Here is a 24,030-nt window from a genome sequence, read left to right on the forward strand (position 1 = left end):
ATGCAAACATGAAATCGACCTTGCTTGGATTGGCGACCGCAATTCTCACCGCTGTCGGGTCGGCCCATGCGCAGGACTCATCCCCCGGCAACGCCGAAGCCGGCGCCGTCGTCTTCAAGAGGTGCATGGCCTGCCACAAGGTCGGCCCCGACGCAAAGAACGGAGTAGGTCCGGTCTTGAATGGCATCGTAGGCCGAGTGGCTGGTGCGTATCCGGATTACCGTTATTCCGCGGCGAACAAGAACTCGGGCCTGACTTGGGATGAACCGACGCTGACGACCTATCTGCGCGCGCCGCGCAAGCTGATCCCCGGAACAAAGATGGCGTTCGCCGGCCTCACCAAGGACCAGGAGATCGCTGACGTAATCGCTTATCTGAAACAGTTCAACGCTCAAGGACAGAAGGTCGGCCCTTAAGTCAGGGGGCGACCTGTCCCGGCCGCAAAGCACAATCTCTATGAAGTTCCTGCTGCACCAGGGTTTGGGGTATTCCACGCTCAATCAGATCGGTAACTACCTGCGCAGCCATGGTGCCGGCCACCACTGGATCGAGCGATATCGCGGCGACATCTTCGTGTTCGCATCAGATCAAGCCGACAAGGTGATCCTTAGAAACGAATTTTCTGGCCTTCTCGAGGCTGTCAACGAACACGGAGATGGACAGGACACGAAGTCGATGAGCGAAAAAATCTTCAACGAGAGAGTGAAATTGAAACGGGCATATGAGAGCCCTGCTGCCGACGACGGCAAGCGAGTGTTAGTTGACCGGCTTTGGCCGCGCGGGGTCAAGAAGACCGAAGCCGCGATCGACCATTGGATGAAGGAACTCGCGCCAAGCACCGCGCTTCGGAAATGGTTCGGACACGACCCGGCTCGCTGGGAGGAATTTCGCCGGCGATATGCGGCGGAAATCCATGAGCATCGCGATCAACTCGACCGACTGCGCGGCATGATACGGCAGGGCGCCGTCACACTCGTCTACTCGGCTCACGACGAGGCCCACAACGATGCAGTCGTCCTTAGAGAGATCTTGCTGAGACATCGATAGAGACGTCACGTCGCTCCTGCACAGCCATTGCCTTCAAAGACACAGGGTGTGCGATCACAACTGCGAGAGAAAATCATCTTTCCGGAAACCAAACCAAAGAAACCTCATCAAATCATCGACGGACGCATTCACACTGCGGAGAAAGACAATGAAGTTCTTTATCGATACAGCCGATATTTCTGAAATTCGCGAGCTTGCAGCTGCCGGCTTTCTCGATGGGGTGACCACGAACCCGTCCCTTATCGCAAAGACCGGCCGACCGATCAGGGATGTGATCAAGGAAATTTGCCAGACAATCGAGGGCCCGGTTTCAGCTGAGGTCACCGCGACCGACTTCGACGGCATGATCGCAGAGGGAGAGCGTCTGGCCGGCATTGCCGCCAATGTGGCCGTCAAGGTACCATCGACCTGGGATGGGTTCAGGGCTTGCCGGACGCTCAGTCAGCTCGGGCACCAGGTCAATGTTACCCTCTGCTTTTCAGCCAATCAGGCACTCCTCGCAGCCAAGGCAGGCGCTACCTTCATTTCGCCGTTCGTTGGCAGACTGGATGATCTCGGCCTGGATGGCATGGAGGTGATCCGAGAAATCCGCACGATCTACGACAACGACAAAAACTTTACGACGGAAATCCTGGCGTCCTCCATCCGCACCCCTCTCCATGTCAAACAGGCGGCGATCGCAGGCGCCGACATCGCGACCGTACCGCCGGCGGTACTCAAAAACCTCGCCAAACATCCACTCACCGACAAGGGCCTCGAGTCCTTTCTGGCCGACTGGAGCAAGACTGGGCAGGCGATCTTGTAATCGCTCGCGCCTGGCTAGTATATCATAAAAATTGCACACAATTGCCGATTAAATTCGTTTGCACGATACTTCAGAAGGCGGGAGAATATGTATGCGGCTCGGTCGCGATGAAAGGCTTGGTCAGGACGCTTCACTGTACTGAAGACCTGGAGGCGCGTTCGCCGCGCACTGGTTGACTTGGGAGTTCGTCCACGCGCGATGACGAGCGATCGCCAAGGGAGAAGAAAAATGGCTGAGAGCCATACGAAATTAAAAGGTCCGGATCTGATCCAGGGCATCGCGTTCGCCGATCTTCCCGATGGCGGCAAGCTTGTCGGCCATTGCGGCGATGAGCAGGTGCTGCTGGTGCGCCGTGGGGCCGAGGTCTTCGCCGTCGGGGCAACGTGCACACATTACGGCGGGCCGCTCGGCGACGGTCTTGTGGTGGAGGATACCGTCCGGTGTCCCTGGCATCACGCGTGCTTCGATTTGCGTACAGGCGAAGCATTGCGTGCCCCCGCCTTCAATCCACTCGCCTGCTGGCTGGTGGAACTGCGCGATGATCGGATATTCGTGGGCGAGAAACTCAAACGGACGGTTCCGAAACCGCGCTCCGGAGGCTCCAGCCATGTCCCTAAGAAAATCGTTATTGCTGGCGGCGGCGCGGCCGGGTTCGCAGCGGCCGAAATGCTGCGGCGGGAGCAGTTCCAAGGCAGCATCATCATGCTCAGCGACGACCAATCGCCGCCCGTCGACCGGCCGAACCTCTCCAAGGACTACCTCGCCGGCAAGGCACCGGAGGACTGGATCCCGCTTCGCGGGGAGAAATTCTATTCAAAAAACAATATCGACCTGCGTCTCAATACGAAGGTCGTTGACATCGACCTGCGTTCCCGCGAGGTCGTCCTCGCTGATGAAGGAAGAGTTCCTTACCACAGACTGCTGGTTGCAACGGGAGCCGAACCCGTCCGCCTGACCATCCCCGGCGCCGACCAGCCACATGTCCACACGCTGCGCTCGTTCGCGGATTGCAAGGCGATCATCGAGCGGGCCACGACGGCGCGCCGCGCTGTCGTGCTTGGCGCCAGCTTCATTGCCCTGGAAGTTGCTGCGGCTCTGCGCTCTCGCGATATCGAAGTTGATGTCGTGGCGCCGGAAAAACGGCCCATGGAGCGGGTCCTGGGCCCGCAAATGGGCGACTTCATCCGCGCCCTCCATGAAGAGCATGGCGTCGTATTCCATCTCGAGAACACAGCGAAAAGCATCGACGGCAGGAAGGTGAAACTTAGCAGCGGCGGTACGTTGGCTGCGGATTTCGTCGTCGCCGGGATCGGCGTGCGGCCGCGGATCAGACTTGCCGAAACAGCGGGGCTGGTCATTGACCACGGCGTTGTTGTGGACGCCTTTCTGGAAACGAGCGAGCCAGGGATATTCGCGGCCGGCGACATTGCGCGATGGCGCGATCCCTATAGTGGCGAGAACATTCGGGTCGAGCACTGGGTGGTTGCAGAGAGGCAGGGGCGAACCGCGGCCCTCAACATGCTCGGCCATCGCGAGAAATTCAACGGCGTGCCGTTCTTTTGGAGCCAGCATTACGATGTTCCCATCAACTATGTCGGCCATGCTGAGAGATGGGACGAGATCGCGGTCGATGGAGATATCGCCGCCAGGGATTGCTTGCTGCGCTTCAAGCGCGAAGGACGCACGCTGGCTGTCGCTTCGATCTTCCGCGACATCGAAAGTCTGAAGGCTGAGATAGAAATGGAGCACCGGATGGCGACTTAGCAAAGCGCTCTCGGACACCGCATCCGAAGAAGAGCGCAATGAGAAATGGCTGAGCGGAATGCCGTCGTGACCGAAAGGAGTTCTAATTATGTCCACAGTGCAACATGAGCTTAGCACCACCGACAGTATGCGCACGGTCGCGCCCGCTCAACATTATTCAACGATCGTCAAATTCATCAAGACGATCGCCAAGGAAGCGCCCAACACGACGCCGACCTCAGTTGAAATTTTCTCGAACGGTGGCCAGTGGTACTGCCTGGTCCGTCGCGGCGACGAAACGACCAAGCCGATGGGCCCCTATACCAAACTACAGGCTGAGCGGATCCAGGATGCCCGACGAATGCTGATCGCAAAAAGAGGCACATCTCGTCTCGTATTCGAGTAGGGCGAGGAACATTGGCGGGCGGCGCCAACCGACGAACTGCATCATTGCAATACGCTGCAGCGCCGAGCTTTTGAAGCGTTACAGGGCAGTGCGCCTTTTTACTAACGCTTGATGACAGGTGTCGCGGCGCGTTTTTGCGACACCTCGCCGGTTGGCGTTTCCACCTTAGCCGTACCGGCTCGTTACTCATTCACGGAAGGAAGTCCAATGGCCTACAAGTCAATCGTCCTCAATCTCGACATCGACGGTATGGTCGCTCCTGTCATCAAGCTCGCTGTCGATCTGGCCCGGCGGTTCGATGCACGCCTAGTCGGTCTTTCGGCCGCCGACGTTCCGCCACCCGTTGTGATGGAAGGAGGAGTGGCCTTCGAAGGTGAAAGCATGATGCGCCAGCGGAAGAACATCGAGCGACGAATTGAGGACCTCCGCGCGGAATTCGAAGATCTTGCTGGCGCAATGGTTGAGACGGAATGGCGTGGGGCGGTGGGCAATCCGACCCGCTTGCTGATCGACGCGGCGCGCGTGGCCGATCTCATCATCACAGCGTCGCCCGAGGGCGCCTCCTCTGGCAACGTTCATCGTTCCACCGATCTCGGCAACCTGATCCTTCAGGCGGGACGACCAGTACTGGTCGCCTCGACCAACCAGGAAAATTTCCGGATCAACAAGGTTCTTGTCGGGTGGAAGGACACGCGTGAGGCCAGGCGCGCTATTGTCGATGCCATGCCGTTTCTGCAAATAGCTCAGGAGGTGCGTGTCATCACGATCGACTATGACGCGACCGATGAAACCTGGAACAGCCTGAACGATGTTGTCGCCTTCCTTTCTGCCCACGGCGTAAAGGCGATGGCTGATGTGTTTCCGGAAAAATCCGATGGTGGATCGATCGCTGATGTGGCCGATGCGATGCATGCGGATTTGATCATATCCGGCGCCTACGGCCACAGCAGGTTCAGAGAGTGGATCTTTGGCGGTGCGACCCGCTCGCTGCTTGAAAACGATCGACTGAACCGGGTCATGTCGAATTGATCACGTTGCTCGAACGGTCGATGCGCTCGTTCAACCTGAACGATCCGAGCAGGACTCTGCTCCCTGTAGGACTTTGGTCGCGCCCTTCCCGGACCGAGTGCATGCCCACGCGGTCGCCTTAATACGGAGACCTTTCATGAACTCTGACACACCTGATACTGACCGTCTGGACTTCGGCATAGGCATCCCTCAGAGCCAACTCGCAGACGGCGCCATGCTCGCCGGCTATGTCGGCAACGAACCTGTCTTGCTGGCGCGCCGAGGCGAAGAAATATTCGCCGTTGGATCGGTCTGTTCGCACTACGGCGCCCCTTTGGCCGACGGACTCCTGGTGGACGACACTGTTCGTTGTCCCTGGCACCACGCCTGCTTTAGTCTGCGCACGGGGGAGGCGCTCCGCGCCCCCGCCCTGACATCGATCCCGTGTTTTGATGTCGAGCATACCGACGGCCGCATACGGGTTCGGGCGCGGCGCAAGCCCGCACCGCGTCGATCGCTTCCAGCCCGCGCGGGCCTGCCCGACTCGATCGTGATCGTCGGCGGCGGCGCTGCTGGCCAGGCGGCCGCTGAAACCCTCCGGCGGGAGGGCTATGACGGGCGGCTGACGATGCTGAGTGCCGATGCGTCGGCCCCTTGCGACCGACCCAACCTGTCGAAGGGTTATCTCGCAGGGACGGCGCCGGACAGTTCGAATCCGTTGCGCTCGCCTGAATTCTACCGGGCTCAAGACATCGAGCTGAAGCTGGGCGCGCATGTGGGTGTTATCGACACACGGGCAAGGCACGTCGACCTCACTGACGGGACCCGATATGCTTACGACGCTCTCCTGCTGGCCACAGGCGCTGAGCCCGTACGGCTGGGTGCTGGTGACGAACGGCCTCACGTCCACTACCTGCGGACACTTGCCGACGCCCATGCGTTGAACGCCGACGCTGTGGCGTCCCGTCAGGCTGTGGTGATCGGCGCCAGCTTCATCGGCTTGGAGGTCGCCGCCTCGCTGCGCGCGCGAGGCGTCGACGTCCATGTGGTCGCCCCCGGGGAAATTCCCATGCAGCGGATTCTTGGAGACGACCTTGGGCAGCATATCCGGACGATTCACGAGCATCATGGCGTCATCTTCCACCTTGGCACGACGGCAGCTTCGATCGGTGCGGGCGGCGTCACCCTGAAGAACGGAGAGCTCCTCGCAGCCGATTTTGTCGTCGCGGGGATCGGCGTTCGCCCAACCCTAACGCTGGCCAAGCGGGCCGGGTTGGAACTCGACCGCGGGGTCACGGTAGACACCTATCTGGAAACCAGCGTTCCGGGAATTTTCGCCGCCGGCGACATCGCCCGCTGGCCCGACCGTCGCACGGGTGAGAACATTCGCCTGGAGCACTGGGTGGTCGCTGAGCGCCAGGGGCAGACCGCCGCACGCAACATGCTCGGCTGGCGCGAGCGGTTCGATTGCGTGCCGTTTTTCTGGACCGAACAATACGATTTCAGCTTGGCCTATGTCGGTCACGCCGAACGATGGGACGAGGCGGAAATCGACGGTGACCTTGCGGCAGGAGATTGCACAGTCACCTATCGGCGCGGTGGAGAGCAGGTGGCCGCAGCCTTCGTCCATCGCGACCTGGCGGGACTGCGCGCCGAACTGGAGTTCGAGCAGGCGATGGGCAAGAACGGGTGACCGCCAAGCCTCAGCCAAATGCACCAAAATTGACCCCACCCAGGCGGAGCACCGAGAATGACAGAACACAACAAGGCATCGCGGCGCCGACCCGCGACCGTCTCGATGACGAAACGGTTTGAGGTCGGGGATCGGGTGAGCTGGAACTCGGAGGCAGGTCGCGTCCACGGAACGATCATTGAGATTCATACCCAAGACATTGACTATAAGGGCCACACGCATCACGCGAGCCCGCAGTCTCCTCAATACGAGATCAAGAGCAGCAAGACCGACCACGTGGCCCTGCACCGCGGCCAGGTGCTAACCCGATTGAGCGACTGACGGGAGCGCCGCCTGGACGCGTCTCCCTAAACACGGGCAGAATTTTCGGAACATCGCCGACCTAGGCGGCTACGCCAATCCAGACCGCCTCGCTCGAGTCAATAGGCGGGCGCTCATGCGGTCCGGAGAGGGCTCCCCTGAGGGCTTCATTGCCGAATAGCCGGCGACAATCCTGCTCGCCGCCGGCGGCAACCGTCTCGAGAGCGTCACTTTGCGGTTCCTACAAGCGGTGCCAGTCCGCCGCACGCTTATCATGACGTCGACTGATGAGGGGCAGCCGCGTCGCCGAGGATGGCAGCAACTCGGGTGCGCAGATGAGGCGCCAATTCGTTCTCGAACCACGGGTTGCGACGCAGCCAGACTGTACTGCGCCACGAGGGATGGGGCAGCGGGATGACTGCCGGACCATAGGTGCGCCATGCGGCGACGGTCGCGGTCATCGACCTCCCCGAGGCGTGCTGCAACGCCCATCGTTGAGCGTAACCGCCGACCAGGAGCGTCAGTTCCACTCTCGGCAAGCACGCTAGAAGCGAGCGTCGCCAGAGCGCGGCACACCGGGACGGTGGCGGGTAGTCGCCCCCTTTGGGATTGGTCCCAGGAAAGCAGAACGCCATCGGGGCCACGCCAATTCGCGAGTCCCCATAGAAGACACTGCGATCCAGCCCAAGCCACTCGCGCAAGCGGTCACCTGAGGGGTCGTCGAACGGCAATCCGCACTCATGCACCCGTCGTCCTGGCGCTTGGCCGCAGATCAAGAGCCGGGTTTCGGAGGTTACCTGCACCACCGGGCGCGGTTCATGGCTGAATTCCCCAGCACAGGCGCGACAGGCACGAATGCTCGAAAGCAACGCGTCAAGTTGCGACTCTTCCGACCTATCGCGTGTTTCGGGCCGCCGCAGGTCGGGGCTAGTTGCAGCAACCTCCATCAAATCGTTCCAATCCTGTTGGTGTCCTACCCTACGATCAGTTCAACGACTGACCATTGAATGTGGGAGCGAGGGTAATATTCGACCAGCCGCTACCAGCCTCGCGCGACCCTTCGCCGCGGAGGGCGTTTGGCGCTTCTGGCTGTCGCAAGTTGATGAGGCGCAGTTGACACTTGGGTCGCGGCCATGACGACCACGGACGACGGCGGGCAGGAAGCAGGCGCAGGTCGGTGACCACTTCTGCATCAGGAGATTACCCCCCTCGCTAATGGGACGGCCACCCAAGGTTTCGACATCGGCTTACTAGCCGGCATTGCCATTCGTCGCATATCAGTTCGAATGTTGGCGCCCGAACGACAAGCCCTGCGATTTGGGCAGACGTTCGCGGCTCGTGATGCTGGCAATTTGATCTTCGCAAAAGAAGGGCTCCGACTTGGCTACGTTGGGCTAAGAATGTCGGGGCTTAAGAGGTCGTTGAAGCAAAACAATTGTGTTCAACTGGGGATTAAATTCGTTTTCGGTGATGGACTGGATGACGTAGGCTCGGGCGGACTCGTTGATGCGAAGACGAGTCCCAATCGAAGTGCTACCCGTCACGACAAAGCTGCAACGCAACGATGGGGGTGGTTTGGAACCGCGTAGCGGAACAACGAAACGTCCTTGACGGATTCCGGATCGTTCTGAAACCGACTGTCAGGTCCGGCAGTTAGCTTTGCCTAGAGCAGAAATCAACCATGCCAGTACTCTCCAACTTTGCAAGGCCAGCCTCAGATACACGGCCCGTTGTTCTCATCACTGGCGGAACCGGTAACCTTGGACGCTCGATCGGTCAGGCGCTTGAGCGAGATTATCGTATCGTTGGACTCGATCGAGGGTCACATGATGCAGACTTCCCGGTTTTTAAAGCCGATATCACATCGGATGCTTCGGTCGAGTTGGCGCTTCACAAATTTCGCGACATGTTCGGGTCGCGCATCGCCAGCGTCATCCATCTCATCGCATTCTTTGACTTTTCCGGCGAAGACGACCCGCGTTATCAGTCCGTCAATGTAGAGGGTACCCGTCGTCTGCTGCGCTCGCTGCAAAAGTTCGACGTTGAGCAGTTCGTCTATGCAAGCACCATGCTCGTGCACGCACCTGGCAGCCCGGGAGAGCGCATCGACGAGGGCCAGCCGATTGATCCGCGCTGGGCATACCCGAAATCAAAAGCCGCGGCCGAAGAGGTGGTCCGCGCCGATCACGGACATATCCCATACGTCATTCTGCGGCTGGCAGGGGTTTACGACGAACGCACTATGGTGCCGACGATGGCCCAGCAAATGGCACGAATTTACGAGCACGACCTCCAGAGCTATTTCTATTCCGGCAGCACCCTCGTTGGCCAGGCGATGCTCCATCGCGAGGATATGGTCGACGCCTTCCAACGCACCGTCGAGCGCCGCACAGAGCTGCCGCCGGAAACCGAGATCCTGATCGGCGAGCCCGATGCGATTGGCTACGATGCTCTCCAGGACGAACTTGGCTATCACCTTCATGGCCAAGACGATTGGCCGACGTTGCGCTTGCCAAAATTCTTCGCCGCCGCCGGCGCGTGGATGCAGGGTAAGCTGGAGCCGGCGATACCGGATGTCATCGATCAGGGCGAGGAACCGTTTATCAAGCCGTTCATGGTCGGCATGGCCGACGACCACTACGCGCTCGACATTGGGCGCGCCCGCGACCTGCTCGGCTGGGAGCCTCGGCATCGGCTGACGGACGAACTGCCGCGCCTCGTTGCGACGCTCAAGGCCGACCCCGCCGGCTGGTATAAGGCCAATCGCGTTACGCCTCCGGCATGGTTTGGCGAAGCCGCTGGGGTCGGAAAAAACGCGGAGATCCTGAGGAAGGCGCGCAAGGCGCAGGTCAAGGCCGAGCACAGCGCCAACCGCTGGGCGCATTTCGTCAATATCGGCCTCGGCACATGGCTTCTGACTCAGCCGTCGCTGATAGACGTTTCCGAACCGCTTCTGCGCTGGAGCGAACCGGCACTCGGCGTCGCGCTCATCGTCTGCGCCACGATGGCGCTGTCCTGGCGCGCGCAGTGGGCGCGCTGGCTCTGCGCCGGCATCGGCGCCTTGGTCATGGCTGTGCCGTTCCTGTTCTCGACGATGAACGCCGCAGCGTATCTCTCCGACACACTGGTCGGAGCGCTGGTCTTCGGCTTTGCAGTCTGCACCAAGCCTGAGCCCGGCCCTTCGGCCGTGGCAGCGCTGACCGGTCCAGAAGTTCCACCAAGGTGGAGCTACAACCCCTCCGCGTGGACACAGCGCCTGCCCATCATCGTGCTGGCGCTCATCGGGCTCTACGTGTCGCGGTATCTCGCCGGTTACCAGCTTGGCCATATCTCGGGGGTATGGGACCCATTTTTCGCCGGCTCGTCGACTGATCCACAAAACGGCACCGAAGAGATCATCACGTCGTCGGTTTCGAAGGCCTGGCCCGTCTCCGATGCGGCCGTCGGCGGCTATACCTATCTGCTCGAGATTCTCACCGGCATCGTCGGTTCGCGCATGCGCTGGCGCACCATGCCGTGGCTGGTCGTGCTGTTCGGCCTGATGATCGCGCCGCTGGGCATCACCTCGATCGCCTTCATCATTATCCAGCCAATCGTCATCGGCACCTGGAGCACTATCGCGCTGGTTGGCGCAGCGGCAGTCCTTTTGCAGATCCCCTATTCGCTCGACGAACTGCTGGCGACGCTGCAATTCGTGCGTCGCCGTACCAAAGCCGGCCGGAACTGGCTGCGCGTACTCCTCTTTGGCGACACCGACGAGATGCTGGAGAGCGGAACGGCGCAACCAGTCAAGGACGAATTCGACCGCTCGCCGGGTATCGTGCTGAAGAGTATGGTCGGCGGCGGCGTCAGCCTGCCGTGGAATCTGGCTCTGTCCGCGCTCATCGGCCTGTCCTTGCTGCTCACGCGCCTGACGCTCGGAGCCGAAGGCGACATGGCGAATGCCGACCATGTGATCGGCGCACTTATTCTGACTGTGATTTCGGTCGCTGCCGCGGAAGTCGCCCGGCCGGCTCGATACCTGAACGTGCTCCTGGGAGGCGCACTGTTCATCACGCCATTCGTCTACGAAGGCAGCCTTGTTGGGAAGCTTGCAAGCATCGCAGCGGGGACCGCCTTGATCGTGCTCAGCGTTCGTTGCGGCCCAATCAGGGAGCGCTACGGCCACTGGAATCCTTACTGAACAGACCGCCATTCTGAAAGCAGCGGTTACTCTGCAGATTTAGGGAGTGATGGTGCCAGTCATGCGGCTTGGCGCAGAAGAGTTTTAGCGATCTGTCGTGGCTCCGTAATTCGGCCCTCAACGGAGCAAATGGCATTTCACCGGCGGGCGAATTCGTCCTCAATGAAGAGTTCATCGCGCTAGAACCCCGACACCAGATCGGGCAGCGACGACTTTTTGCATCGTCGGTATGTCTCGGCTGTCCTTTGGCCGCGCCAATCTCGCCCGAGCACCGTTTCCGAAGCCGGATCTGGAATGCTATCTATCCGACAAATGATTTCGATTGACCTTTGAACGCAATTTTTATGTTATGACGGCCATGGACATCGAGCTTGCCCGCACTTTTATCGAAATCGTTTCGACAGGTAGTTTCATTCGAGCGTCGGAGCGTTTGAATGTCGCCCAGACGACCGTAAGCGCGCGAATTCGCAGCCTCGAGCAACAACTTGGCCGTCAGCTTTTCGTCCGTCACAAGGGCGGCGCTTCGCTCACTCCCGCTGGCGAGCAGTTCCTGCGCCACGCTCCGATGTTCGTCCAGCTGTGGCAGCGCACCCTTCATCAAGTTGCGGTCCCACCCGGCCGTCGTGCCGTTCTGACTGTCGGCAGCGAAGTCAGCCTTGCCCAACCCCTTCTGCTCGACTGGGTTCGATGGATGCGTGAATCCCTTCCGGATATTGCGCTTCGTGTGCACGTCGATGTGCCGCAGGACTTGATCAAACAAGTCGCGTCCGGGCTCGTCGACGTGGCGATCATGTATGCGCCCCAGCATCGACCCGGCCTGAAGATCGATCTGCTCCTCGAAGAGAAGCTTGTCTTCGCGACCACCAATTCCGAAGCGCGCCACATGGACGGATCCGAATATGTTTATATGGATTGGGGGCCGGATTTTGAACTTCACCATGGGATGAATTTCCCCACTGCCGCGCCGGAACTTTCTTTCGATCTCGGTTCCCTCGCATTGAACTATGTTCTTGCGACTGGCGGCTCCGGCTATTTCAGAATGAGCTCGGTGCAGCCTCACATAGCGACCGGACAGCTTCATCTGGTGCCCGAAATGCCGCAGTTCTCCTATCCGGTTTATGCGGTGCGATCCGCAAGTGCGGACGAGAGCGTAGTGGGTCCCGCCCTGGCAGGATTGCATTCCGTCGCGAGCGCCGACATAAAATCATAGCAGCTCTTGTTGGGCGTCTAAATGTCCGCTTGGATTGACGGGAACAGGAGGTCGACGGTTGTTCCAATCCCTCGTTCACTCCTTATCCGGATCCGACCGTTAACCATCTGTGCCAATGCCTGCACTTGTGACAGCCCTATCCCGGTGCCTTTCTCACCCTTCGTCGTGAAGAAAGGATCGAACACCTTCCGCAAGACTTCAGGAGCCATGCCGCAACCATGGTCTTTGACACGAACGCATGCGTAGGTTCCGGGCCCGAGCGGGTCAGGTGTCGCAATCGTCTGCACAAATCGCTCGGTAATGACGTGGATCTCCCCGCCACTTGGCATCGCATCTCGTGCGTTCATGACGAGATTAAGCACCGCGGCGTCGAAAAGTGCCGGATCGATCAAGCAGTCCGGGACACCGGAACCAAGCTCCAGCCTGACGCGGACATCGGGTCCCGCGCCATACCTCAGGAAAGGCTCGAAAGACCTCAGGAACTCATTCAAATTGCCAGCGTGGATATCGAGTTCCTGGTGCTTTGCGAAGGCCAGCAGCTGTGACGTTAGTTCGATCCCTCGATCGATCCCTTCCCGCGCTGCCGCAATGTAGGCACGCACGCTTTCAGGCTCGTCGGCTCTCCGTTCGGCGAGCCCGAGCCCGGATTCGATTACTGCCAGGAGATTTCTGAAGTCATGCGCAATACCGCTTGTCATTTCGCCAAGAGCGGCAAGCCGATGCGTTGCACGCTCGCGTTGCTGGGCTGCAGTTTGGGCATCGAGAGGCATGGCGCGCACCTGGGCCTGCTCGTCGCATTCCGCTTGAGAGCGTGGTTGAGTTTCGCACGGAAACGAGCTGCTCGGCATGAAAGTGGCCCCCTTTAGATCACTGACGACGCCCAAGAAGCTCGCGCTCCGATCCGCATCGTCGTGATCATTCATTTGTTGCTAAACTCGTGCCTCTCATGCGCATGATCTAAGCGCGTCGGACGATCCTTTTCGCCATGATCTCTTCGACGGTCGGAAATGCCTTGAGTGCCGCCTCCGGTAGGTCGCCATTCGCACCGACAAGCTCAGGCCAGCCATGCGCCTCGGGTTCGCCGACGATAATACGGCCAACCATTCCGGCATGCTCATGCGGGATGCAATAATAATCATAGACCCCCTGCTCGGTGAAGGTAACCGAAAAACTCTCGTTCGGCAGAAGATAGTCGGAATCCCATGATTTTGCCGCCTTGGGCATGCGAAGCGGTCGCCCGAGATTTGCCGGATTGTACGCCGTCGCCGTGTGCGAATTGCCGGGATTGAGATTGGTCCAGCGGACTGTCTGTCCTGGTTTGATCAGAATGCCGATCGGGTCGAACCAGACGTGTGAACCGTCTTCGTCCCCTTGCATCCTAATTTCAACAATCTCGCCGGCCCACACAGCCGAAGAAGAGAGCGAAAGGGCGGCGGCGAGCCCGCCGCCCGCGCCCAGTATCTCACGACGCGTGAGCATCATTTGGCGACCCGTGCCTCGTCAGCCGCCGAAACATGCCACAGCACGACGTGGACATGCGGCTCAGCTACTCCCGGATGGCCGGCATTGTAGTAGACGTCGACATGGTCGACATTGCCTCCAGGTGAAGCGAGGTCGTCAAAACGCTTATCGGGATTGAGATCCTTGATCGGCAGCATGTAGATCGTGCTGACAAGCTTGCCATCGTGATCATAGGCAAGGAACGGGCCGGCAGGCAATGTCGTTGGATCGACGAAGAGTTGGCCCATGCCCGGCAGGAAGTCGGGCAGCTTCACGAGCTTACTGACCTGTTGGTAGGGCGCTGCCGGCGGCGATTTGGTGACCTCATCCGCCGCCACAGCGCAAAGCGAGCTGGCCATTGTCACGACAAGTGCGAGGGCGAGCTTTTTCATAGGGGCATCTCCTTGTTGAATTCAAAAGCCGCGATGGCCGAATTTGGCAGACCGATAAAGGTGCGATTTCCGTGATACGGCCCGGTCGCGCCTAGCCAGTAAGTAAAAGACTCGTGTGTTCGTCAAACGAAATTAATTGGCATTTCAGTGCATTATTTCTGTTTGTCATTCAGGCACTGTTTGCTTGATTTAGAAGAATGTTTCACTACCTCTGGATTGCCATGAATATTTTGAACCTCGATTTCCGACGAGAGCCGAAGCGCCTCAAAACGGGCCCCTAGCCCGGACGCGAGAAGATCGTCCTTCGCGTCCGGGAGAGCAGGATTTCCATTTCACATCACTTTGGCTCTGCCTGCTTAAACAGCGCGGCTGAACGTCCATTCGCGAGCGCGTTTGACGTATACGAGGTTGGCTCTGATGATCTCCCCCATCTTGTTAGAAGAGGACATTTCGCTCGACCTGGTGACAAAGGGAAAGCAGTCAGCCTTGTCAAAGATCGCGATCAGGATTGCGCGCAGAACCGGGCTTGACGAGCAGATGGTTCTGCGTGGTCTTTTCGACCGCGAGCGTCTCGGCTCGACGGGCATCGGTCGTGGCGTCGCCATCCCCCACGCTCTGCTCAGCACAATCTATTCGCCTGTCGCGTCTTTGACACGCTTGGCCCAGCCCATCAATTTCGAGGGCCCGGACGACGATCCCGTCGATCTCATTTACACTGTGCTCTGGCCGCGCTCCGCCACTTCCGCCTTCCTCCCTGCCCTTTCGCAAATGTGCCGGCTGTTTCGGGGATCTCAGGTTCGCGAGCAGCTCCGGCAGGCTCGGTCAGTTGATGAGGTGTTGGCGATTCTCGAAACTGAGCCGCATCAGGAATTCCCCGCCAATTTGCGCGTCGGGCCTGGGGTTGTGATGTCCAAGCAGTTCGGAAATGCCTAGGACGGACAGGGGCTCGTCATTCGCAACTGGTCGGACTGATCTGCTTCTGGTGTGGACCTTCATGAGGATCTTGTTGCGGATAACATAGATTGACAATCTATCTTTTGTGTCGGATGCATTGAGATGCGAACCCAAGGCTTGAGCCCGCTTGCATGAAGAAAAAGGAGCTCGCAGATGAGCCAGAGTGGCCGGAGTAGTAGAACGATCGTCGTCGATGGCGTCCCATTGCCGGACGTGCTTGACGAGACAATGATCCGCGGCGTGGTGCACGGTTTTTATGACGAAATTCGCCGTGATGACCTTCTCGCCCCCATTTTCCGCGACCGGATCGAGCCCGACAAGTGGCCGCAGCATCTGGCGAAGATGTGTGACTTCTGGTCGGCGACGCTACTTCGAACGTCCCGATATGACGGGAGGCCGCTGCCGCCACACCTGGCCATAGCCGGTCTCGGCGTGGCGCATTTCCGTCGCTGGTTAAAGTTGTTTCGCACAACGGTGCGCCGAATTTGCCCGCCTGAGGTGGCGACGCTTTTTATGGATCGCGCGCTGCGCATCGCACACAGTTTCCGTCTCGCGATCGCCTTCAATCGCGGCGAGACCACGATTGGCATCGAACCTATCGCTGAGAAAGACCTGTGATGCAGGACTGGTTTGTGAGTGGCTTTCACAAATGCACAGCCATCGACAGCAGGAGACATCCATGCGGCTGACCAGCTTCTCGGACTATGCATTGCGGATGCTGATGTACACGGCCTCCGCTGGTGACCGGCTCATAACGATCGAGGAAGCTGCCCGCACCTTCAACGTATCTAAGACGCATCTGAACAAGGTCGCCAATACCCTGACCCGCAGTGGCTATCTGATGGCGATCCGCGGCCGTTCTGGTGGTCTTACTCTCGGGCGCCGGCCCGAGATGATCCGGATCGGCGATGTCGTGCGGTTAACCGAGCCGGATTTCGCACTGGTTGAATGTTTCGCCACCGGAAACCAATGCGTACTAACCGCCTCATGCAAGCTTTCAGGCGTGTTTGGCGAAGCGATAACCTCCTTCCAGAACACCCTCGACCGCTACACGCTTGCCGACATCACGCTGAGACCCAAGGACTTCCTGGGGGGCCCGACACCGCCCGCCCGCACCGAGGTGGCACGCAACGACGTATAATGTTGCGCGTCGACGCGCGCTGCTTTTCCTCCGATGGAGACGAGCCATGGTTGAACCAAAGAAGAACGACAAGCGGGTGAAAATGGAGATTGAGTCTGGTATCGACCCGGACAACAGCTTGCTGCCTATGCTGATCGGTGGGCTTGTCCTGATAGTCATCGGTGCGATTGTCGTCATGATGTTTGTCTAGCTTTGTAACGATGGCCCGGCGTCATCGAAAAGCGGTTGAATGAGTCACCGACAACGCCGCTGGAAGCCTCGTTCCGCTGCTTGGGCAAGTCGGCCATCATCGCGCGCCAGCAAGGCGCAGTCCCTGGATGTGGCAGTTGATGCGGCCCGGTAACGCAGCGTACTTCTGCGGCACACCGGAGCGAGTGGCGCGCTTCCCGAGTGACAAGCGTCCCCGAGCAGCCACACTTTATGACGGTACCCGACATCGGACGAGCCCGGATGCGCAACGGATACGCGGTTGCGTGCCAGTCGTCGATGCCGGGGCAAGGACGGTTGATTGACCACACCAGACGCATCTCCAGGCGGCTCTCGGAAGGAAACGGTTACAGGAGAGGCACATTCGCCTCGGTCGAGCAGGTATCATGACACGCTCCACAAGTGGGCAGCAAAAGCACCACAAGGAATGAACCGCAGGTCTTGATTTCCCGGAGCAACTGAAGTGCGGAGTTAAGGGTTGAATGCCTGCCCCGGGAAAGGATGCGTCCTTTCCCGGCAAGCCTCGAAACCCTAATGAAAGTCTCCATGCACATGTGCCGAAGATGAGTACAGTCGCTGTCAAGTTCAAGGTTACCTAATGTCGCTGAAGATATTTATCTTGATTTTTGCAGATGCTTGACATTCGGTTGGAGCCGCCCAACATAATGGTCATCATGAGCAAAAGGTTTTTTCACGGACTGCCCTTCCGGAAGCGCCGGCAAACGCGCCGCTAGCCCTGGTTCGGCGTTTCGAAGACGCTGACCCAGGGAGAGTTTTCTCATCAATTCAGAGAAAAGAAGCCTGTTGGACGGCTGCGCATTCAGCGCGCCGTGCGAGTGCTTAATGTTACGGAAGGGACCGCAATGACCCGGAAAAAGGGTAACCGCGAAGCTCGCAAGCCCAAGCAGATCAAAGTGAAGTCTTCCCAGCCGGCGTCAATATCCGAACTTGTCATCAAGACCACGCTGCCGGGCAAGCGCCGGTAACGGAGATAGTGTGGGCGGCTGCATAACATTTGGTTTCGACCGCTTGACCCTAGCTGAACTGCCGCCGCCCCGACCGAGGACGAACGGGTCAGATGCCGCCTGAACGGAGACATGCAATTGGACACCATGACGAAAGCGATCATCGCAATAGGCTTGCTCGGCCTGATGCTCGGTGCGTTCGCACTGCTCTGACATCTCCCAAGACCAGTTTGGGGTCGGAACAAGAGCAGTGCGAAATCGTGCATAACGTTCCTGCTCCGTTCGACCTTAGCGTACGATTTCGCACTGCTCTTGTTCCGACCCCAGAATGGCGAGGACGCACAGCGCCCCCGCGAGATACCAGACGTCGAGCCCGCCCGTGTAGAATACGGCGATAATGAGCACGGCGCCGAGATCGTCGATAATGGCGAGCGCCGTGAGGAACACCTTCATCGATGCGGGGACGCGACGTCCCAGCAATGCGAGTACGCCCAGGGCGAAGGCGATGTCCGTTGCAGTCGGCATCGCCCAGCCGCGACGCGCCTCGTCATTGCCGGCATTGACCGCAACGAAGATGAGCGCCGGAATTGTCATGCCACCGGCGACGGTGGCCCCGGGCAGGATTCGGCGAGGTCAGGTGGCCAATTGCCCATCGATCATTTCCCGCTTGATCTCAGCGCCGACCAGCAAGAAGAACAGCGCCATTAGGGCATCGTTGATCCAGTAAAGGAGACTGAGCGGCCCGAGATAGATGTGCAAAAGGTCATAATAGATTTGCGAGAGTGGCGATTGGCGACGACAAGCGCCAGGGCAGCCGCAGCCATGGATTCGCTCTCCAGAAATTCACGCAGGATCGAACCTGTTTTTGTGCTTGTCTGCATGAGGGCAAGTATCCCTTTCGTTGCGTTAGCGGATCGCTCGGCGAAGCTGGACCGCCACAAGAAGTCACGCCACCAGTCGAACCGGCAACGCAGCCAAAGCGCGGATGCCAAGGCGCTTTCGCCATTGGATCTCCCGCGCGCTGCCGTCGAGACGTATGTCTGGAAATCGCGTGATGATGCGTTCGAACGCGATCGCGGCCTCTGCCCGGGCGAGCTGGAAGCCAAGGCAGAAATGCACACCGGTGCCGAAGGAAAGGTGCGGGTTCGGGTGGCGGGTGATGTCGAAACTGCGGGGGTTCTCGAACTTGGCAAGGTCGCAGTTCGCCGCAGCCAGAAATCCGGCGAACATGTCGCCGCGCTGGAATTGCCGTCCCTGCCAAACCATGTCGCGGATCGCGAAACGCGGCTTGGTCATCTGCACGGGAGATACGTAGCGCAGACATTCCTCGACACAAGTCGGCATCAGGCTTGGGTCGCTCTGCAGCCGACGCAGTTGATCCTCGTGCGACAGCAATGCGAAGAGCCCGCCGGAAATCAGGTGGGTCGTAGTTTCCTGCCCAGCTCCGAACAGTAGGAAGATCATTGACACCAGTTCGTCCTCGCTGAGCGTCTGTCCATCCGTTTCGGCGACGCGCAGTGCGGAGATCAATCCGTCAGCTGTTGCCCCGCCCTCCGGTCTGGAGACCCGGCGAAGATAGCGCACAACCTTGATCACACCGGGAATTGCGCGGATGACCGCGCCAATATTGGCGGTGTCCTTCAGCCCCCCTAGCCAGCTCTTGAAACGATCGTGATCCTGCTCTGGCAGGCCGAGCATTGCACAGATGACCGAAAGCGGCAGGTCGCGGCAGAAACCAAACATGAGATCCGCCTCTAGCCTCCCCTTTAGCCGGTCGAGAAGCCGATCCGCGATTTCTGTGATCATCGGCTTCATGGCCTCGATCGTCTGGCGCTGGAACGCCTGGTCGACGAGACCGCGCAGGCGGCGATGCTCGGGATCGTCGTGGCCCAGCATGTTCAGCGCCAGAAGACTGATCGTCCTCGGCAGGAACTTCAGTATTCGGGCCTGAGTTCTGCTCCCAGCGTTGGCGGGATCGCGGGCGAAGTTCTCATGATCTTTCAACAATGTTGCGCATGCGTCATGTGTTACCGCGAGCCATGTGCGCCCGACAATTGGCAGCTTCATGCGAACAACCGGACCTTCGGCCCGGATGCGATCCAGGGTTGGGAAGGGATTTGCGTGAAACTCAGGTGATAGGATGTCGAAATCGCACGTCTCTATCACAGGCTTCACTCCAGCAAATAGGGCGCTGCCACGGGCCCTTCGGCCAACCGCCTCGTACTCTTTGAAGTTTGGAACGCCGTGGCCCGCACAAAAGCGCAAGCCACGGCCTCCGTTGGCATCAGTCTAGGCCGGTTGGCCAGGCTGCGGTAGCCGGTTCTGAGCGCGAGGTTCGTACACATATCCTCGCGTGGTTTGTTGGCCTGAGCGGGTTGCTCTGGTGCCGTTACATCGAGGCTGCGCCCTCCCGCTGCTTAACGGCAAATTCCTCCTCCGGCGAATAGACCAGGGTCTTGCGGCCATGGGCGCCGAAATAGATGATTGCCAGTCCGTACCAGACCGCTACGCCGATTATGCCCTGCCGGTAGAGCGGGTCGGTGAGCTGAAAGGCTATAGTGATCAAGGCGATGATCACGGTCAGCCATGCTCCCAGTACGCCAAAGGGGCTCTTGTAGGGCCGCTCGATCTGCGGGAAACGGCGACGCAACTGAAGGAAGGTCAGCCCCTGCAGAAGATAGGAGAACATGGCGCCGAACACGGCCATGTTCAGAAGCGTGCCGCCAATATACGTGCCGGCTGCCTCACCGCCTTGAGCGAACCAGATCACCACCATCACCAGGAAGCCCACGAGCGATCCCGCAGCAAGCGCCACATTGGGCGTCTTGTGCTCACCATGGGTTACCGAGAGGAAGTGCGGGAAGTAGCCTGCGCGGCTGAGCGAATAGATCTGCCGGCCATAGGCGAAGATGATTGCATGGAAACTCGCCACAAGTCCGGCGACCGCGAAAAGCGCGAGGACCTTTGCCCAACCCGTTCCGTAGATTGCCCTGAAGCCATCAAGTATAGGCTCGCCGGACGTTCCGTACGCAAACGCCCCGTCGGGCAACGAAGGGTTGATGATCAGGATCAGGAAGCCCGTGGCCAGGAGTGTGAACATCCCGAGCATAATCCCCTTGGGCATATCGCGCTTCGGATCCACCGATTCCTCGGATGCAAGCGGCAATTGTTCAATCGCGAGGAACAGCCAGACTGCGAACGGCATCGCTGCGAAAATGCCCCTGAGGCCGAATGGCAGGAATGGCCCGCCCCCGTCCGGCAGCGCCACCGCCGCCCCATCCGGCCCGATTCCGATATTCATAGCATTCTTGGCGAAATCGAACTGTCCCGACGCCAACGCGCTGACGAAGAAGAACACCAGGATCGCCAGGGCAATGAGCGTGACGATGACCGTTACTCCGAATGAAAGAGCGACCCCGCGCACATTCAGCCCGACAAAGATCAGGTAGCCGATGAGCCACCAGACCGGCTGCCAGGCGTCTGGGGTGCCAGTGATGGCCGTCATGTAGGTGCCGATAAAATAGACCACGACCGCGGGGGTGAGCACGTATTCGATGTTCTCGGCGATGCCGGTGATGAAGCCGCCCCACGGACCGAACGCCGTGCGCGCGAAAGAATAGGCCCCACCAGTATGCGGCAACGCGGGGCTCATCTCGGCGATAGAATAGGTCAGACCGAGATACATGATTGCGATCAAAACGGTCCCGACGAACATGCCGCCCCAACCCCCGACGGCGAAGCCAAGGTTCCAGCCTGAAAAGTCGCCCGAGATGACGGCGCCGACGCCAAGCGCCCAAAGCGAAAAGACGCCAGCGTGGCGCTTCAACACGCGTTTCTCGAAATATTCCGAACCGGGAATGTGATAGGAGACACCCCCTTCGTGTTTTTTGGATTCCCCAACCATCGCTTGTCCCTCTCTAAGATTTACAGTTGCTCCAAATGCAAGCCGATCTATTCAACAATCCCGTCACTGCCCCTTCCTTTTCGACATCGGTAGGCTCATCGGTTGAACCACCAGTGGTGAAGTGTTGACGCCAAGCTCCCCGAGTTACTGCCCCTTCCCTTGACGCGGAGCGATGCGTCTTCCGATCTGTAGATCAGTCCAGGCTCGACGATCCATTCACCAGGGAAGAGCGATTGCACATCGTAACGCCCGTCAGCGAGGCGTGCTGCAAGGCCAACGTAGCGATAGCGGGTGCCGGAGGAATCTGTAACTGAGCCGAAGATCGGTCGGTCTGCAAGGTGACCGACGATCGCGTTCTCTACACCAGGTTGCGATCCCTCGGGCCCGGCAATCCTAAGTGTGTAGTATTCGATCGGGATGCTTCTCGCACCGAGACGCATCGGCTTATTCCTCATCAAAGGAACGCAGTGAGGCAGTATGCTCCCTCTACCTCAACAAATCCATCTCATGGCTTGCTACGGACGGCACTCGCCTCAACTTGACGCGCGGTGAGAGCGCTGGACCAGTCTACCTGAGTCCGGACCTCGCGTGGACTAGACCGCCAATTGCGTCCCAATTTCTACGACGCGACCGGTCGGGATCTGAAAGTACTCTGTTGCGTCGGCAGCCGTGCGAGCAAGATTGATGAAAAGCTTGTCCTGCCACACCGGCATGTCGGAATTGGGCGATGCCTTGAGCGAGCGCCGCGACAGGAAGAAGGACGTCGTCATAATGTCGAACTTCCAGCCCTGCTTGCGGCAGATCGCCAGTGCGCGCGGGATGTTGGGCTGTTCCATGTAGCCGAAGGTCAGTGTCACCCGCATGAACAGGTCGTTGACCGTTTCCATTTTGACACGATCGCTGTCAGGCACCACCGGCTGCGGAGCGGTGACCACCGAAAGGATGACGTTCTGCTCATGCAGCACCTTGTAGTGCTTCAAGCTATGCATCAAAGCGGTCGGCGCGCTTGTCGGATCGCTGGTCAGAAACACGGCTGTGCCCGGTACGAGATGGGGTTTCTTCTTCGACAGGTTCCCGGCGAGGAGATCGAGCGGGATTTCGTTGCGGCGCGTCTTGTCGAACAGATAGCGGCTGCCTTTGATCCAGGTCGACATGATCAGTCCCATGACACATGCAGCCGTAATCGAGACCCAGCCGCCCTCAAAGATCTTCACGACATTGGCAAGGAAAAATCCGGTATCAATAATGCCGAACACAATCACCAGTGCAACCGCCACCCAGAGCTGCCAGTTCCACATCCACCTCATCACGACGAACAACAGGATCGTCGTCATCAACATCTCGCCAGTTACGGATATCCCATAGGCCGAAGCCAGCGAACTCGAGCTGCCGAAGCCGACCACGAGAAGCATAACCGCCAGAGCGATGAGCAGGTTGACCCGTGGCATGTAGATCTGGCCGGACTGCATTTCCGACGTATGCTGAACCTCAATTCTGGGCAAGAGATTGAGCTGTACGGCCTGTCTAGTCAGCGAAAAGGCACCCGAAATTACCGCTTGGCTTGCGATCACCGTGGCAGCCGTTGCCAGGCCAACCATTGGCATAAGCGCCCATTCGGGGAGCATCTGGAAGAACGGATTGTCCGGCTTCCCGCCATTGGCCAAAACGAATGCGCCTTGCCCGAAATAATTGAGCAACAGGCATGGAAATACTATGGAGAACCAGGCGAGCACTATGGGCCTGCGCCCAAAATGTCCAAGGTCAACATAGAGAGCTTCTGCGCCCGTAACGGCCAGGAAGACAGCGCCGACGGTCACGAATACGCCGGCTGGCTCGCCGGCGAGATAGGCTATCGCATAGTATGGATTGATTGCCAGCAGCACCGATGGGTCATCGATCAGATGCAAAAGCCCGGCAATACCAAGAGCAACAAACCAAACTGCGGTCACCGGACCGAACACGGCTGCCACCTTACCGGTTCCGAAGCGTTGAACAGAAAACAGGACGGCCAGGATGACCAGTGTGATGGGAACGACATAGGCGTCGAGCGCAGGCGTTATTACCTCCAGCCCCTCCACCGCCGAGAGGACCGAGATTGCGGGCGTTATGATGGAATCGCCGAAGAAAAGCGCCGCTCCGCAAAGTCCGATCCCTAGGATGACGCGTGCGCCCTTCGGATACGCAGTGCGAGCAAGCGCCATCAGCGATAGCGTGCCGCCTTCACCCCTGTTGTCGGCCCGCAGCACGAAGGCGACATATTTGATCGTCACGATAATTGTCAGTGCCCAAACGATAAGCGACAACACACCGAGCACGTCGGCACGCGATACGGGTCCCTCGGTCGCATGAAGCGCCTCGCGAAATGCATAAATGGGGCTGGTGCCGATATCTCCATAGACGACGCCGAGCGCTCCAAGCATCAACAGCTTTGTGCTTTGTGGCTCAGTTTTGGGGGAATCGGCGCTGTCTCCTGGCCCTAGGCCGTTACCAGTCGTGGCAAAGTCCATAAAATGTTGCCCTTGGCCTTCTTGCTCTTGCTTTGCCCAAATAGGCAGGCCGCGCGAATGCAATA

The 24,030-nt window shown here is 59.1% G+C and carries 22 protein-coding genes and 1 pseudogene; 15 read left to right on the plus strand and 8 right to left on the minus strand.

Annotation, left to right across the window (positions count from 1 at the left end; all coding sequences use genetic code 11):
- Positions 1 to 8: 8 nt before the first annotated feature.
- The 8 genes from JG743_RS33915 to JG743_RS33950 all read left to right on the plus strand — a co-directional run bounded on the left by JG743_RS33915 (position 9) and on the right by JG743_RS33950 (position 7,023).
- Positions 9 to 416, plus strand: a complete 408-nt coding sequence (locus JG743_RS33915) for a c-type cytochrome (RefSeq protein ID WP_199200943.1) — start codon at positions 9 to 11, stop codon at positions 414 to 416.
- 259 nt (positions 417 to 675) lie between these two features.
- Positions 676 to 1,047, plus strand: coding sequence for a DUF488 domain-containing protein (locus tag JG743_RS33920; protein WP_199201122.1), 372 nt, complete (start codon positions 676 to 678; stop codon positions 1,045 to 1,047).
- Between the two features lie 148 nt (positions 1,048 to 1,195).
- The gene (fsa, locus tag JG743_RS33925) at positions 1,196 to 1,852 is read left to right on the plus strand and encodes a fructose-6-phosphate aldolase (RefSeq protein ID WP_199200944.1); all 657 of its coding nucleotides are present in this window, start codon (positions 1,196 to 1,198) and stop codon (positions 1,850 to 1,852) included.
- Positions 1,853 to 2,080: 228 nt separating this feature from the next.
- Entirely contained in the window at positions 2,081 to 3,616 is a 1,536-nt protein-coding gene (locus tag JG743_RS33930) for an FAD-dependent oxidoreductase (protein WP_199200945.1), read from the plus strand.
- An 88-nt stretch (positions 3,617 to 3,704) separates the two neighbouring features.
- On the plus strand, positions 3,705 to 4,001 hold the full coding sequence (locus tag JG743_RS33935; RefSeq protein WP_202303219.1) for a hypothetical protein: 297 nt from the start codon (positions 3,705 to 3,707) through the stop codon (positions 3,999 to 4,001).
- Between the two features lie 207 nt (positions 4,002 to 4,208).
- Positions 4,209 to 5,030: a universal stress protein gene (locus tag JG743_RS33940; RefSeq protein ID WP_199200947.1), complete on the plus strand. Its 822-nt coding sequence runs from the start codon at positions 4,209 to 4,211 to the stop codon at positions 5,028 to 5,030.
- Positions 5,031 to 5,166: 136 nt separating this feature from the next.
- Positions 5,167 to 6,702: an FAD-dependent oxidoreductase gene (locus JG743_RS33945; protein ID WP_199200948.1), complete on the plus strand. Its 1,536-nt coding sequence runs from the start codon at positions 5,167 to 5,169 to the stop codon at positions 6,700 to 6,702.
- 105 nt (positions 6,703 to 6,807) lie between these two features.
- On the plus strand, positions 6,808 to 7,023 hold the full coding sequence (locus JG743_RS33950) for a DUF2945 domain-containing protein (RefSeq protein ID WP_199201123.1): 216 nt from the start codon (positions 6,808 to 6,810) through the stop codon (positions 7,021 to 7,023).
- A 251-nt stretch (positions 7,024 to 7,274) separates the two neighbouring features.
- Here JG743_RS33950 and JG743_RS33955 read toward each other — a convergent pair whose 3' ends face one another.
- Complete coding sequence (locus JG743_RS33955; RefSeq protein ID WP_199200949.1) at positions 7,275 to 7,949, minus strand: uracil-DNA glycosylase family protein; 675 nt, start codon at positions 7,947 to 7,949, stop codon at positions 7,275 to 7,277.
- A 734-nt stretch (positions 7,950 to 8,683) separates the two neighbouring features.
- Between JG743_RS33955 and JG743_RS33960 the strand changes: the two genes are divergently transcribed.
- Complete coding sequence (locus tag JG743_RS33960) at positions 8,684 to 11,185, plus strand: NAD-dependent epimerase/dehydratase family protein (RefSeq protein ID WP_199200950.1); 2,502 nt, start codon at positions 8,684 to 8,686, stop codon at positions 11,183 to 11,185.
- 358 nt (positions 11,186 to 11,543) lie between these two features.
- Positions 11,544 to 12,395, plus strand: coding sequence for a LysR family transcriptional regulator (locus JG743_RS33965; RefSeq protein WP_199201124.1), 852 nt, complete (start codon positions 11,544 to 11,546; stop codon positions 12,393 to 12,395).
- A 17-nt stretch (positions 12,396 to 12,412) separates the two neighbouring features.
- Here the strand turns inward: JG743_RS33965 and JG743_RS33970 are convergent, their stop codons facing one another.
- Genes JG743_RS33970 through JG743_RS33980 form a run of 3 tightly spaced genes read right to left on the minus strand, consistent with a single transcriptional unit; the run spans position 12,413 to position 14,287 of the window.
- Positions 12,413 to 13,318, minus strand: coding sequence for a two-component system sensor histidine kinase NtrB (locus JG743_RS33970; protein ID WP_244673257.1), 906 nt, complete (start codon positions 13,316 to 13,318; stop codon positions 12,413 to 12,415).
- 34 nt (positions 13,319 to 13,352) lie between these two features.
- Positions 13,353 to 13,877 (minus strand): plastocyanin/azurin family copper-binding protein, encoded by a 525-nt coding sequence (locus tag JG743_RS33975; protein WP_199200951.1) that lies wholly within the window; start codon positions 13,875 to 13,877, stop codon positions 13,353 to 13,355.
- Positions 13,874 to 14,287, minus strand: coding sequence for a DUF5602 domain-containing protein (locus JG743_RS33980; RefSeq protein WP_199200952.1), 414 nt, complete (start codon positions 14,285 to 14,287; stop codon positions 13,874 to 13,876). The genes JG743_RS33975 and JG743_RS33980 overlap by 4 nt, the downstream gene beginning before the upstream one ends.
- 417 nt (positions 14,288 to 14,704) lie before the next feature.
- Here JG743_RS33980 and JG743_RS33985 point away from each other — a divergent pair, with 417 nt between their 5' ends.
- From JG743_RS33985 to JG743_RS34650, 5 genes are all read left to right on the plus strand, one after another.
- Positions 14,705 to 15,220: a PTS sugar transporter subunit IIA gene (locus JG743_RS33985; RefSeq protein ID WP_199200953.1), complete on the plus strand. Its 516-nt coding sequence runs from the start codon at positions 14,705 to 14,707 to the stop codon at positions 15,218 to 15,220.
- A 174-nt stretch (positions 15,221 to 15,394) separates the two neighbouring features.
- Positions 15,395 to 15,859 (plus strand): group III truncated hemoglobin, encoded by a 465-nt coding sequence (locus tag JG743_RS33990; protein WP_199200954.1) that lies wholly within the window; start codon positions 15,395 to 15,397, stop codon positions 15,857 to 15,859.
- Positions 15,860 to 15,920: 61 nt separating this feature from the next.
- Positions 15,921 to 16,382, plus strand: coding sequence for an RrF2 family transcriptional regulator (locus JG743_RS33995; protein WP_199201126.1), 462 nt, complete (start codon positions 15,921 to 15,923; stop codon positions 16,380 to 16,382).
- A 46-nt stretch (positions 16,383 to 16,428) separates the two neighbouring features.
- Positions 16,429 to 16,572, plus strand: a complete 144-nt coding sequence (locus tag JG743_RS34000) for a hypothetical protein (RefSeq protein ID WP_199200955.1) — start codon at positions 16,429 to 16,431, stop codon at positions 16,570 to 16,572.
- A gap of 880 nt (positions 16,573 to 17,452) precedes the next feature.
- Positions 17,453 to 17,575, plus strand: coding sequence for a hypothetical protein (locus tag JG743_RS34650; protein ID WP_274608557.1), 123 nt, complete (start codon positions 17,453 to 17,455; stop codon positions 17,573 to 17,575).
- A gap of 303 nt (positions 17,576 to 17,878) precedes the next feature.
- On the opposite strand, the pseudogene JG743_RS34005 reads toward JG743_RS34650, so the two are convergent.
- The 4 genes and pseudogenes from JG743_RS34005 to JG743_RS34020 form a co-directional block, all read right to left on the minus strand.
- Positions 17,879 to 18,435: pseudogene (locus JG743_RS34005) on the minus strand (Na+/H+ antiporter NhaA); the annotation flags it as partial.
- Positions 18,436 to 18,499: 64 nt separating this feature from the next.
- A complete protein-coding gene (locus tag JG743_RS34010) occupies positions 18,500 to 19,621 on the minus strand; it encodes a cytochrome P450 (protein WP_244673258.1) in 1,122 nt (373 codons plus the stop codon).
- A gap of 322 nt (positions 19,622 to 19,943) precedes the next feature.
- Entirely contained in the window at positions 19,944 to 21,458 is a 1,515-nt protein-coding gene (locus JG743_RS34015) for an amino acid permease (RefSeq protein ID WP_199200957.1), read from the minus strand.
- A gap of 593 nt (positions 21,459 to 22,051) precedes the next feature.
- Positions 22,052 to 23,965 carry a potassium transporter Kup gene (locus JG743_RS34020; protein ID WP_199200959.1) on the minus strand — a complete coding sequence of 638 codons (1,914 nt, stop codon included), beginning with the start codon at positions 23,963 to 23,965 and terminating at the stop codon, positions 22,052 to 22,054.
- Positions 23,966 to 24,030 lie beyond the last annotated feature (65 nt).

It is taken from the genome of Mesorhizobium sp. 131-2-1, from assembly GCF_016756535.1.
In the GTDB taxonomy this organism is placed as follows: Bacteria; Pseudomonadota; Alphaproteobacteria; order Rhizobiales; family Rhizobiaceae; genus Mesorhizobium.